Annotated in this window: 13 protein-coding genes; 6 read left to right on the forward strand and 7 right to left on the reverse strand. The window is 63.5% G+C overall.

All coding sequences use genetic code 11. The annotated features are described in order from the left end of the window. The first annotated feature begins 199 nt into the window (after positions 1-199). Positions 200-1,573 carry an amino acid permease gene (locus tag QCE69_RS23015; RefSeq protein WP_309933211.1) on the forward strand — a complete coding sequence of 458 codons (1,374 nt, stop codon included), beginning with the start codon at positions 200-202 and terminating at the stop codon, positions 1,571-1,573. Between the two features lie 4 nt (positions 1,574-1,577). Here QCE69_RS23015 and QCE69_RS23020 read toward each other — a convergent pair whose 3' ends face one another. The 5 genes from QCE69_RS23020 to QCE69_RS23040 all read right to left on the reverse strand — a co-directional run bounded on the left by QCE69_RS23020 (position 1,578) and on the right by QCE69_RS23040 (position 6,231). Next, on the reverse strand, positions 1,578-2,450 hold the full coding sequence (locus QCE69_RS23020) for a nucleotidyl transferase AbiEii/AbiGii toxin family protein (RefSeq protein WP_309933212.1): 873 nt from the start codon (positions 2,448-2,450) through the stop codon (positions 1,578-1,580). After that, entirely contained in the window at positions 2,438-3,526 is a 1,089-nt protein-coding gene (locus tag QCE69_RS23025) for a hypothetical protein (protein WP_309933214.1), read from the reverse strand. The genes QCE69_RS23020 and QCE69_RS23025 overlap by 13 nt, the downstream gene beginning before the upstream one ends. A 196-nt stretch (positions 3,527-3,722) precedes the next feature. After that, positions 3,723-4,001, reverse strand: a complete 279-nt coding sequence (catC, locus tag QCE69_RS23030; protein ID WP_309818499.1) for a muconolactone Delta-isomerase — start codon at positions 3,999-4,001, stop codon at positions 3,723-3,725. 74 nt (positions 4,002-4,075) lie between these two features. After that, positions 4,076-5,203 carry a muconate/chloromuconate family cycloisomerase gene (locus QCE69_RS23035; RefSeq protein WP_309818501.1) on the reverse strand — a complete coding sequence of 376 codons (1,128 nt, stop codon included), beginning with the start codon at positions 5,201-5,203 and terminating at the stop codon, positions 4,076-4,078. 104 nt (positions 5,204-5,307) lie between these two features. Then, entirely contained in the window at positions 5,308-6,231 is a 924-nt protein-coding gene (locus tag QCE69_RS23040) for a LysR family transcriptional regulator (RefSeq protein ID WP_309818503.1), read from the reverse strand. 176 nt (positions 6,232-6,407) lie between these two features. Here QCE69_RS23040 and catA point away from each other — a divergent pair, with 176 nt between their 5' ends. The 5 genes from catA (at position 6,408) to benD (ending at position 11,130) form a co-directional block, all read left to right on the forward strand. After that, complete coding sequence (gene catA, locus QCE69_RS23045) at positions 6,408-7,343, forward strand: catechol 1,2-dioxygenase (RefSeq protein ID WP_309923359.1); 936 nt, start codon at positions 6,408-6,410, stop codon at positions 7,341-7,343. Positions 7,344-7,456: 113 nt separating this feature from the next. Continuing rightward, a complete protein-coding gene (locus QCE69_RS23050; protein WP_309923361.1) occupies positions 7,457-8,815 on the forward strand; it encodes a Rieske 2Fe-2S domain-containing protein in 1,359 nt (452 codons plus the stop codon). Further along, the gene (gene benB / locus QCE69_RS23055; protein ID WP_309923363.1) at positions 8,812-9,300 is read left to right on the forward strand and encodes a benzoate 1,2-dioxygenase small subunit; all 489 of its coding nucleotides are present in this window, start codon (positions 8,812-8,814) and stop codon (positions 9,298-9,300) included. Before QCE69_RS23050 ends, benB begins: the two co-directional genes overlap by 4 nt. Before the next feature lie 34 nt (positions 9,301-9,334). Beyond that, positions 9,335-10,357 carry a benzoate 1,2-dioxygenase electron transfer component BenC gene (benC, locus tag QCE69_RS23060; RefSeq protein ID WP_309933215.1) on the forward strand — a complete coding sequence of 341 codons (1,023 nt, stop codon included), beginning with the start codon at positions 9,335-9,337 and terminating at the stop codon, positions 10,355-10,357. Continuing rightward, a complete protein-coding gene (gene benD, locus QCE69_RS23065) occupies positions 10,354-11,130 on the forward strand; it encodes a benzoate diol dehydrogenase BenD (RefSeq protein WP_309923366.1) in 777 nt (258 codons plus the stop codon). The genes benC and benD overlap by 4 nt, the downstream gene beginning before the upstream one ends. Before the next feature lie 119 nt (positions 11,131-11,249). Here the strand turns inward: benD and QCE69_RS23070 are convergent, their stop codons facing one another. Both QCE69_RS23070 and QCE69_RS23075 read right to left on the reverse strand, forming a co-directional pair. Beyond that, a complete protein-coding gene (locus tag QCE69_RS23070; RefSeq protein ID WP_309933217.1) occupies positions 11,250-11,570 on the reverse strand; it encodes a DUF1330 domain-containing protein in 321 nt (106 codons plus the stop codon). A gap of 165 nt (positions 11,571-11,735) precedes the next feature. Continuing rightward, positions 11,736-12,089: a hypothetical protein gene (locus tag QCE69_RS23075; protein ID WP_309933219.1), complete on the reverse strand. Its 354-nt coding sequence runs from the start codon at positions 12,087-12,089 to the stop codon at positions 11,736-11,738. Positions 12,090-12,129 lie beyond the last annotated feature (40 nt).

Raw genomic sequence — 12,129 nt, forward strand, 5'->3', positions numbered from 1 at the left:
GCGCCGGATCCGGCGCGATACAATTTCCTTTCTCGAAACAGGCCGCGGATGAAATTCTGATCGCTGAGTCAGGGTTTGTCTGTGTCCGTTAGGAAATCATATTGTGCGGCAGGAAATCTACACTGATTCCCCTGAAACGGACGGCGCGCGCTTCGGCATCGCCGTGTCAGGTTCAACCGCATAACGAGGGAGAGGGCACGTGGCATTGCAAGAAGACGGCACGCTCAAACGCGGCCTGAAAAATCGTCATATTCAGTTGATCGCGCTCGGCGGGGCGATCGGCACCGGATTGTTTCTCGGCATTGCGCAGACCATCAGGACGGCGGGTCCGTCGGTGCTGCTCGGTTATGCCATTGCCGGCATCGTTGCGTTTTTCATCATGCGCCAGCTGGGAGAAATGGTGGTCGAGGAACCCGTCGCCGGTTCGTTCAGCCATTTCGCCGACAAGTACTGCGGCCAGTACGCAGGCTTCCTGTCAGGCTGGAACTACTGGGTGCTCTACATTCTCGTGTCGATGGCCGAGCTTTCCGCCGTCGGCATCTACGTCCAGTACTGGTGGCCGGGCATGCCCACGTGGATCTCGGCGCTCGTCTGCTTCTGCGTCATCAACGCCATCAACCTCACGAGCGTGAAGTCGTACGGGGAACTGGAGTTCTGGTTCGCGATCGTGAAGGTGGTCGCGATCGTCGGGATGATCGGCTTCGGCGGCTATCTGCTGCTTTCCGGCAGCGCAGGCCCGGAGGCCAGTGTGTCGAACCTGTGGCGCCACGGCGGTTTCTTCCCGAACGGCGTCTCGGGGCTCGTGATGGCGATGGCCGTCATCATGTTCTCGTTCGGCGGACTGGAACTCGTGGGCATCACGGCGGCGGAGGCGGACGATCCGTCGCACACCATTCCGCGCGCCACCAATCAGGTCATCTACCGCATTCTCATTTTCTACGTGGGCGCACTCGGCGTGCTGCTGTCGCTATATCCGTGGCAGAAGGTGGTGACCGGCGGCAGCCCGTTCGTGCTGATCTTCCACGCGATGAACAGCAATCTCGTCGCGCACGTGCTCAATGCCGTTGTGCTGACGGCGGCGCTCTCGGTCTACAACAGCGGCGTGTACTGCAACAGCCGGATGCTCTACGGCCTCGCGCAGCAGGGCAATGCGCCGCGCGCGCTGCTGCGGGTCAACGCGCGCGGCATTCCGCTCGCCGCGCTCGGCGTCTCGGCGCTCGCGACGGCCGTCTGCGTGCTGATCAACTACCTGATGCCGGGCAAGGCGTTCGAACTGCTGATGGGCCTCGTGGTGTCCGCGCTGATCATCAACTGGGCGATGATCAGCCTGATTCACCTGCGGTTCCGTCGTGCGAAGGCGCGCGCCGGCGAAACGACCACGTTCCGCAGCCTCGGCTATCCGCTGACCAATTATCTGTGTCTCGCGTTCCTCGCCGGGATTCTCGTCGTGATGTGCATGATTCCCGACTTGCGCATGTCGGTTTATCTGATTCCCGTGTGGCTCGCGGCGCTCGGCGTGGGCTATGTCGTGCGGAACCGGCGGACGCGGACGGGGCTGGCGGTGTCGCGCTGAAGCTTCATTCGCGCAGGCCCATGGCGCGCAGCAGCGCGTCGATCTGCCCGAACGCGTCCTGCTGCCACTGGTCCGGCGTGCGGTCGCCCAGCGCTCGCGTATCTTCGACGAAGCGCCTCACGCAGGTCGGGCCGTGCGCCTCGAAGGACGCGAATTTGTCGGCGATGTGAGCGAAGCCCCGCGCGCCGCTCGCATGCTCCAGCAGCGGCCGGCACTCGGCTGCCAGCGCCTCGATGCCGCCGGCATAGTTGCGCACGCAATAGTAGATGTCGTACGCATCCTTCTGCTTGTAGCGGCCCGCGAGCGCATGGCCTTTCATGGCCAGCAACGCCGGGATGGAACAGACGGCAATCTCCACGCGGTTCGTGCCGCCGTTCGGCATCGGTCCCGCCACCGCCACCAGTTGATAGAAGCGCATGGCCAGGTCGGCGCCGTCGGCGCGCTGCACGGCGAAGTCGCTGATCAGCGGCGGCACGTTCTTGACGATCTCGGCATCGCGCGGCATCAGAAAATCGACGATGACGTCGATCGCTTCCCCGCCGTCGCGCACGGCAACCTGCCGCACCAGCTGGAAGCGCCGCAGCCCGGCGCGCTGGCTGTAGCCATGACCTTGCAGCGTGCCGACGAGCGTGGCGTATTCGCCGTCGCCGAGCGCTTCCGCATCGAGCCCGACATCCACGTCGAGCGTGCCGACGTGCGGCATGTCCTCGTTGGCCAGCAGCAGCCACGGCACTGCGCCGCCGATGATGGCGAATTTGCCCTTGAAGCTGCCGAGGATCTGACCCATTTCGATCAGCACGGACTTGACGGCGGCGGTGGTGCGGTCGTCGTAGTCGGCGGCCGATTGCGGTTCTTGGGGAGGTGTCATCGGGACCATGGAAGTTTTTCCTGGCGCAGGTGGTCGGCGGCCTCCGCGCCGCGTTCGCCGGCAATGGAGAGGTCGAGCCAGGTCTGGACGGGGCTGGTGCAGATGGCGCCCGGCGCGGGCTCGATGGTATCGGCCAGCAGCGCCGGATCCTTCGGCAGAAGGATGCTCACGTTTTCGCCCTTCAGGACCGGCGCCAGCTTGAGCGCGGCTTGCAGCGTGCGCAGGCCGTCGTCATCGGCGAAAAAATAATGGGTGCCGGTGCGGCCGTAGGGCGCCAGCCATTGCGCCGCCGAGAAGGAGGCGAAGGCCGCATGCCCGGAAGCGTCCGGGGCGCGCAGTGCATTGCGGGCTGCGTCTTCGAGCGCGCTGCCGTGCAGCGGCGTATAGAAGCGCAGCAGTTCGCCGGCCGGCGCGGTGTAGCTGTCGCGCCATGCGTCCAGCAGGGCGGCCGGCGCACAGAGCACGAGTCCGTCGTCCGAGGTGCGCGCCCATTCGCGGTCGAGCAGGCCGTTGCGGACATTGCTGACATGCCCGAGGCTGACGCCCGACAGGTCCGCCAGGTCGCTGACGCGCCACGCTCGCTCCGGCTCGCGCAGCATGACCCGCAACACTTGCGCGGATTTCGGCCTGAACAGGGACTTGAGTTCGCGTTGTTCCGCCTGCGGCTTGTCCGCCACGATGCGTTCGATGAAGACGTTGCCGAACGCTATCCGGGTGTTGCCCTGCAGGTCCAGATAGCCTGCGTGTTCCTCGCTGCACATCTGCCTGACTGCGGGCGAAATATACGGGGCGATGAACACAGGTGTGGCGCCCGGCGGATGGCGCGCGACATGACGGCGCAACTCCAGCAGCGCGGCGCGCGCGTAGCGCGGTTGACCGCTCGGCTTGAGCACGCAGATGAGCGAGTGCCGTTGGTCATTCGCCGTGATCCGGAAGATGAGGTCCGGTTTCCAGTCGTCGAACTCGGAAACCGTGTCGATGCCTTCAACCCTGAGCACGGGGACGCGCGCGAGCACGTCCCGCAAGGCCGATTCGGCTTGCTGCAGACTGGGAGCGGATTCTCCGGTGGGAAGGGGGTCTTTCATCAAATAGCTTGGTTTCAGCATTTGTTGAAAGTACCATATTTACTGAAAATCAGCCAGTTTTCACTGTTTTGGCTAGTTTCAACATTTGCTGAAATCAGCCAATTTACTGAAATTCAGGTGCAAGGCCTATTGTCGCTCGTGGGTGGGTTGGCCTGACACGCGCCGTTTCGCCCGCACGAAGCCGCGGCGCGCGCACTCAATGAATCGACGAAGGGTGTTTCGCGAGCGCGGTCACCTTGACTGTCATGTACGGAAACAGCGGCAGCGCCGAAAGCAGGGTGTGCAGCTCGTCGTGCGAGTCGACGTCGAAGACACTGTAGTTCGCGTACTCGCCCACCACGCGGTGCAGTTGCTGCCACTTTCCGGAGCGCTGCAGTTCCTGCGAGTATTCCTTCTCGCGCGCCTTGATGGAATCGGCCGTGGCTGCGGGCATGTCGTGCGGCAGGTGCACGTCCATTCGTACCAGATAAAGCATGTCGTTTCTCCGGATGGTTGAAGACATCCCCGCCGGTCGGGCCGCGCGCGGATGCCGTGGTGATGGAGCCGTGTTCAGGCGCGCTTGTCGCGGCGATAGAACGCGAGCTTGTCTTCGTCGATCTGCAAGCCGAGGCCCGGTCCTTCCGGCAGATGCAGGTCGAAGTCGCGGTAGTGCGGGCGCGCGGTGACGATGTCGTCCTTCAGCAGCAGCGGTCCGAAGAGTTCGGTGCCCCACGCAAGCTGCGGCAACGCGCTGAAGCCGTGCGCCGAAGCAATCGAGCCGATGCTGCCTTCGAGCATCGTGCCGCCGTACAGCGAGACGCCGGCCGCGTCCGCGATGGCGGCGGTGCGCAACATGCCGTAGATGCCGCCCGATTTCGCGATCTTCAGCGCGAACACATCGGCGCAGGCGTTGCGTACCAGTTCGAGCGCGTCTTCCGGCCCGGTCACGGCTTCGTCGGCCATGATGGGCACGATGAAGCGCGCCGCAAGCCGCGCCAGCGTGTCGCGCTGTTCGCGCGGCGTCGGCTGTTCGATCAGGTCGATGCCCGCCGCCTGCAGCGCTTCGATGCCGAGCGCCGCGTCGGTCTCGTTCCAGGCCTGGTTCACATCCACCGTGACCTTCGCGCGATCGCCGAGCGCCGCCTTGATCTTCGACACGTGCGCCACGTCGTCACGCACGCCGCGCCGGCCGATCTTCAGCTTGAACGTGTGATGGCGGCGCTCGGCGAGCAGCATCTCGGCTTCCTCGATGTCGCGCCCGGTGTCGCCGCTCGCGAGCGTCCAGAGCACCGGCAGCGTCTTGCGCACCGCGCCGCCGAGCAGTTCATTCAGCGGCACGCCGAGGCGCTTGCCCTGCGCATCGAGCAGCGCGGTTTCCAGCGCGCACTTGGCGAAGCGGTTGCCGCGCGCGACCTTGTTCAGCCGGAGCATCGCCGCGTTGATGTTGGTCGCGTCCTGACCGACGAGCGCCGGCGCCAGATAGGTATCGATGGTCAGCTTGATGCCTTCGGGACTCTCGTCGCCATAAGACAGCCCGCCGATCGTCGTGGCCTCGCCGATGCCTTCGATGCCGTCGCTCGAACGCAGGCGCACGATGACGAGGGTTTGCTGCTGCATCGTCGCCATGGCGAGCTGATGCGCGCGGATAGTCGGGAGATCGACCAGGATCGCTGAGACGGACGTGATGTGGGCGTTCATACCTGAAATGTCGGGAAGGGAGGGTTGCTGAAGTATTGCGCGCCCGATATTCGCCTGTCCAAGACCATCGACGTCTAGTCTCATACCCTCGAGGTATGAGCGTGTCACGTACCCCGGTCGGTGCGCGGGGTGTAGTCGATGCGTTCCTCCTCATACAGCCGGTAGATGAGTTCGAGCATCTCGCGGATGTCGCGCGACTCGTCGAGCGCGCGCATGCTCATGATGATTGGCGAGACGAGCGTCGGATCGTCGAGTTCCTGATAGCTGACGTCGTCGCGCTTGAGACCGTAGACGCTGCTCGGCACCACGGAAATGCCTTCGCCCGCCGCGACCAGACCCAGCGCGATCTGCAACTCGCGCACTTCGTAGGTCTTGCGCGGCGCGAGCCCGCGGTCCTGAAACGCGGACAGCACCTGATCCGCGTAACTGGGACGCGGCGCCTTCGGAAAGATGATGAGCGTTTCGTTGATGAGGTCGCGCAGTGCGAGCACCGGTTTGACCAGCGACAGCGGATGACCCACCGGCAGCGCGACGATCATCTTTTCCTCGCGCAGGATCACGCGGCGAATGTTGGCGTCTTCATGCCGGATCCGGCCGAACCCGACGTCGATGCGCCCGTCCTTCAGCGCGCGGATCTGGTCCATCGTCGACATCTCGTGAAGACTCAGTTCGACGGTGGCGTTTTCGTCGCGGAACCGGCGGATGATCTTCGGCAGCATGCCGTACAGCGTCGAACCCACGAACCCAACCGAAAGACTGCGTTCGATATTGCCCACGCGCCGCGTCATCGATTCCAGCTCGGAGGTCTGCGCCAGCAACTGCACTGCGTGGGAATAGAAGAACTTTCCCGTCTCGGTCAGCTTGAGCGGACGCGACGCGCGTTCGAACAGCTGCACGCCGAGCGTTTCTTCGAGCTGCTGGATCTGCCGGCTCAACGGCGGCTGGGCGATATGCAGCCGCTGCGCCGCGCGCGTGAAGTTGCGCTCTTCCGCCACCGCGACGAAATAACGAAGATGCCGCAATTCCATTTCGATACCTCCTGGATATAGCCCAATACTAAATCAGTGTTGGACCGGGCGTTCTGGCGTCGACTATTCTGCCTTCACGCTCTGTTTCAGCACCCGATCATACCTTCCGAGCATATCTGTGTCGGCGCTGGAGCAGGGGTTAACCCCACTAAAAACAGCGAGACACAGGAGCAGACATGAACGTCAAAGTGTTCGATACGAAGGAAGTGCAGGACCTGCTGAAGGCCGCTTCCAATCTCGGCGGTGAGGACGGCAATGCCCGCGCGAAGCTGATTACGCATCGCTTGCTGGGCGACCTGTTCAAGGCCATCGACGACCTCGACATGACGCCCGATGAAATCTGGGCCGGCGTCACCTACTTCAACAAGCTGGGCCAGGATGGCGAAGCCGCCTTGCTGGCTGCCGGCCTCGGCCTGGAGAAGTTCCTCGACATCCGCATGGATGCGGCGGACCGCGAAGCCGACATCCACGGCGGCACGCCGCGCACGATCGAAGGCCCGCTGTACGTGGCCGGCGCGCCGGTGCGCGACGGCGTGTCGAAGATCGATCTCGACGCCGATGCCGACGCCGGCCCGCTCGTGATCCGCGGCAAGGTGACGGGTCCCGACGGCAAGCCGGTGGCGCACGCGGTAGTGGAATGCTGGCACGCGAACTCGCACGGCTTCTACTCGCACTTCGACCCGACCGGCGCGCAAAGCGACTTCAACCTGCGCGGCGCGGTCAGGACCGGCGCCGACGGCGTCTATGAGTTCCGCACGCTGATGCCGGTGGGCTACGGCTGTCCGCCGCAGGGCGCGACGCAGCAACTGCTCGATGCCCTTGCACGTCATGGCAACCGTCCGGCGCACGTGCATTTCTTCGTCTCCAGCGACCAGCATCGCAAGCTGACGACGCAGATCAACATCGAAGGCGATCCGCTGATCTGGGACGACTTCGCCTACGCGACCCGCGAAGAACTGGTGCCGCACGTGGTCGAGAAGAGCGGCGGCGCGGCGCTCGGACTGAAGGACGATGCGTACCGCGAGATTGACTTCGACATCCAGCTCACCTCGCTCGTGCAGGGCAAGGACAACCAGCTGGTGGAGCGTCCGCGCGCAAGCGTCGCGGCTTGAGCGCCTCGTCTTGACGCGGCGGCGCGCGGACTGCGCGGCCGCCTTCCTACCCCGAATCAAACTTCACCGATGCAAGGGCTTCGTTCACTGAAGCCCGCATAGGGAGAGCACTCATGTCCGCCATCAACGACCGCGCCCGGCAACTGGACGATCTGCTGCAGACCGCCGTTCAGGACGACAAGGAAAGCGGCGTCTACCGCTGCCGCCGCGACATCTTCACGAACGCCGACCTGTTCGATCTCGAGATGAAGCACATCTTCGAGAGCAACTGGGTTTATCTGGCGCACGAAAGCCAGATTCCCGCGAACAACGACTACTACACGACATGGATCGGCCGGCAGCCGGTGGTCGTGACGCGCGACAAGACCGGCGAACTGCATGCGGTCATCAACGCCTGTGCCCACAAGGGCGCGATGCTCTGCCGCCGCAAGCACGGCAACAAGGGCAGCTTCACGTGCCCGTTCCACGGCTGGACCTTCTCCAACACCGGCAAGTTGCTGAAGGTGAAGGACGAGAAGACCACTGAATATCCGGTGCAGTTCAACAAGCAGGGCTCGCACGATCTGCGCCGCGTGCCGCGCTTCGAGAACTATCGCGGGTTCCTGTTCGGCAGCCTGAACCCGGATTCGATGCCGCTCGAAGACTATCTCGGCGAGACTCGCGTGATCATCGACCAGATCGTCGATCAGGCGCCGGACGGGCTCGAAGTGCTGCGCGGCAACTCGTCCTATATCTACGACGGCAACTGGAAGATGCAGATGGAAAACGGCTGCGACGGCTATCACGTCAGCACCGTGCACTGGAACTATGCCGCGACGATGGGCCGCCGCAAGGTCGAAGGCACCAAGGCCGTCGATGCCAACAGCTGGAGCAAGTCGGTGGCGGGCGTGTACGGCTTCGAGCACGGCCACATCCTGCTGTGGACCCGGACGATGAATCCGGAAGTGCGGCCGGTGTACCGGCATCGCGAGGAACTCAAGGCGCGGGTTGGCGAAGTAAAGGCGGACTTCATCGTCAACCAGACCCGCAACCTGTGCCTGTATCCGAACGTGTTCCTGATGGACCAGTTCAGCACGCAGATCCGCGTGGTGCGTCCGCTCGGCGTCGACAAGACCGAGGTCAGCATCTTCTGCTTCGCGCCGAAGGGCGAAAGCGCGGAGCAGCGGGCACTGCGCATCCGTCAGTACGAGGACTTCTTCAACGTCACCGGCATGGGCACGAGCGACGACCTCGAGGAATTCCGCGCATGCCAGGCCGGTTATGCGGGCACGACTGCGCTGTGGAACGACCTGTCGCGCGGCGCGCCGCTGTGGATTGAAGGCGCGGACGAGAACGCCAGGCACATGGGCCTCAAGCCGCTCATCTCGGGCGAGCGCAGCGAGGACGAAGGGCTGTTCGTCTGTCAGCACGAGTACTGGGTCGAGGTGATGCGCGACGCGCTGAAGAAGGAGCAAGCGGAGGTGCCGGCATGAGCTTCGATTACCAGACCATCTGTGCCGCGCTGTATCGCGAGGCGCGCTTTCTCGATGACCGCCAGTGGGACGAATGGCTCGGCTGTTATGCGGAAGACGTGACTTACTGGATGCCCGCGTGGGACGACGACGACCAGCTCACCGACGATCACGAAAGCCAGATCTCGCTGATGTACTACCCCGACCGGGGCGGACTCGAAGACCGCGTGTTCCGCATCAAGACGGAACGCAGCGGCGCCTCGTTGCCCGAGCCGCGCACGAGCCATAACGTGACGAACGTGGAAGTGCTGGCCGAGCGCGGCAACGAAGTGGACGTCCGCTATAACTTCGACACGCTGAATCACCGCTACAAGATCACCGACCATTTCTTCGGCACGATCTTCGTCACGTTCCGCAAGGTCGACGACATTCTCTTGATCGCGAGAAAGAAGATCGTGCTCAAGAACGACACCATTCGCCAGGTGCTCGACGTGTATCACGTCTGAGTTCCGCGATGAGAGACAGCACGCAGGAGGCAACATGACCAGCTTCAACATTGCACTGAATTTCGAGGACGGCGTGACGCGCTTTGTCGAATGCAAGGCGGGCGAGAAAGTGCTCGACGCCGCATTCCGCGCCCGGATCAACCTGCCGATGGACTGCTCCGACGGCGTCTGCGGCACCTGCAAATGCCGCGCCGAAAGCGGCCGCTACGATCTCGGCGACGAGTACATCGACGACGCGCTCACCGAAGACGAAAAGGACAGCGGTCTCGTGCTCACCTGCCAGATGATTCCGGAGAGCGATTGCGTGATCGCGGTGCCGGCATCGTCGACGGCCTGCAAGACCGGACAGAGCACGTTCGCGGCGACGGTCACGAAGATCGAACCGCATAACGACGCCGCCGTCGTGCTCGAACTCGATGTGGACGCCGCAGCGCCCGTGTTTCTCGCGGGCCAGTATGTGAACATCGACGTGCCTGGCAGCGGCCAGCATCGTTCGTATTCGTTCTCGTCGGCGCCGGGTGAAACGAAGATCAGCTTTCTCATCAAGAAGATTCCGGGCGGCGTGATGAGCACCTGGCTCGAATCCGCGCAGGCAGGCCACAAGGTCGAACTCACCGGACCGCTCGGCAGCTTCTACTTGCGCGCGGTAGAGCGGCCGCTGTTGTTCCTCGCGGGCGGCACCGGGCTGGCGCCGTTCCTGTCGATGCTGGAAGTGCTGGCGCGCGCGGAGTCGCAGCAGAAAGTGCATCTGATCTACGGCGTGACGCGCGATCTGGATCTGGTGCAAGTCGAAGCGATCGAGGCCTTCACCGCGAAGCTGCCGAACTTTACCTTCAGCACCGTGGTCGCCGACGCGGCGTCGGCGCATCCGCGCAAGGGCTGGGTCACGCAGCACATGCCGGCCGAGTCGCTCAACGACGGCGATGTGGACGTGTACCTGTGCGGTCCGCCGCCGATGGTCGATGCCGTGCGCAAGCATTTCGACGACAACGGCGTGAAGCCGAACAGCTTCCACTACGAGAAGTTCACGCCCAACGCCGCGCCGGTGACCGCATGAGCACGCCACGTTTCGACGGCAAGGTGATGGTCGTGACGGGTGCGGCGCAGGGCATCGGGCGCGGTGTGGCGTTGCGCGCGGCGGCGGAGGGCGCGAAGGTGCTGTTCGTCGATCGCGCGGATTTCGTCGCCGAGGTAGCAGCCGAGGCGCGGGGCGCGCAGACCGCGGGCTTCGTCGCGGATCTCGAAACCTACGAAGGCGCTGCCGCCGCGATGGCGTTCGCGGTGCGCGCGTTCGGCCGTATCGACATTCTGATCAACGGTGTGGGCGGCGCGATCCGCATGCGCCCTTTTGGTGAATTCGAGCCGGCGCAGATCGACGCGGAGATTCGCCGTTCGCTGATGCCGACGCTTTACGCCTGCCACGCGGTCCTGCCGTATCTGCTCGATAACGGCGGCGGCACCATCGTCAACGTATCGTCCAACGCTACGCGCGGGATTCGCCGCGTGCCGTATTCGGCGGCGAAGGGCGGCGTGAATGCAATGACGCAGGCGCTCGCGATGGAATACGGCGAGCACAACATCCGCGTGGTGGCCGCCGCGCCGGGCGGAACCGAGGCGCCGCCGCGTCGCGTGCCGCGCAATGCCGCCGGCGATAGCGAGCAGGAGAAGACCTGGATGAACGAAGCGGTGCGGCAGGTCAAGGAATCGACCTTCTTCAAACGCTACGGCACGCTGGACGAACAGATCGCTCCGATCCTGTTTCTCGCGTCCGATGAAGCCAGCTATATCACCGGGGCCGTGCTGCCGGTGGCGGGCGGCGACAACGGCTGAATATCCCGAGCCGATAAGCTTGCAGCCGCTTAAGCAAAAGCACTACAAGAACACTAAAACTTTGCTTAGCCGCGCTCAGCCGCTTCGCTTGGAATTCCGTCAAGCAAGGCAAGTTCGTCTTAGCGCAGGATATCGCCGGCGCGATGCCCTGCCTTGACACCCTCTATGAGAATGACCGCGCCGCGCGAATGGTTGGTCCTGAGCGGCAGGATGACCCGATAGGCATCCGATCCGTACCACGCGCGCGCCTCGGCCAGCGACGGAAACTCGATGATGACCAGATCGCCTCGCCACTGCCCTTCGCGCACATCGGGCGGCGCGCCATGCACGATGAAGCGGCCTTCGAACGGTGCGAGCGTGGCATCGATCTCGTCGAGATAACGAATGATGTCGTCGTTCATGACGACGTCATGAAGATGCGCAACGGCATAAGCGGACATGATGGACACTCCATTAAGCGGGTATGTCCATGTTCGCGGTAAGACTGAGCGATGTCGATTACCTGACAGGTAAAAAGCGCTCTTTCGAAATGCGGCATTCCTCATACCATGCACAAGATTTTTGAATCCCTTCGACAAACAGTAGCGGAGTCCCGATCATCTTTATTATTCTTTAGCCTTCGCAGGCAATAATCGCGAAAGCATCGAGCTTGACTTCTCAAGAACCGGAGGTTCGCAGATGAAAGGGCACTCGACGTTTGGCGTGATGGCAATCGCTTTCGCACTATTGCTTGCCGGATGTAGCGGCGGCAGTTCAAGTTCCGATTCGGGATCTTCCACGGGCGGTGCATCGCCGGCATCGAATCCCTCTTCCGCGTCGAGCCCGACGGGTGCGTCCACTCCGTCCGGCGCCAGTTCGCCTTCGGGCGCGAGTACGCCTTCCGGCGCCAGCACGCCCTCCGGTGCCAGTTCGCCTTCCGGCGCCAGTACGCCGACAACGACGCAGCCATCAGCATCCACCCCCGCCGACGTCACTACCTATCACAACGACAACCTCCGC

It is taken from the genome of Caballeronia sp. LZ032, from assembly GCF_031451315.1.
Lineage (GTDB): Bacteria > Pseudomonadota > Gammaproteobacteria > Burkholderiales > Burkholderiaceae > Caballeronia.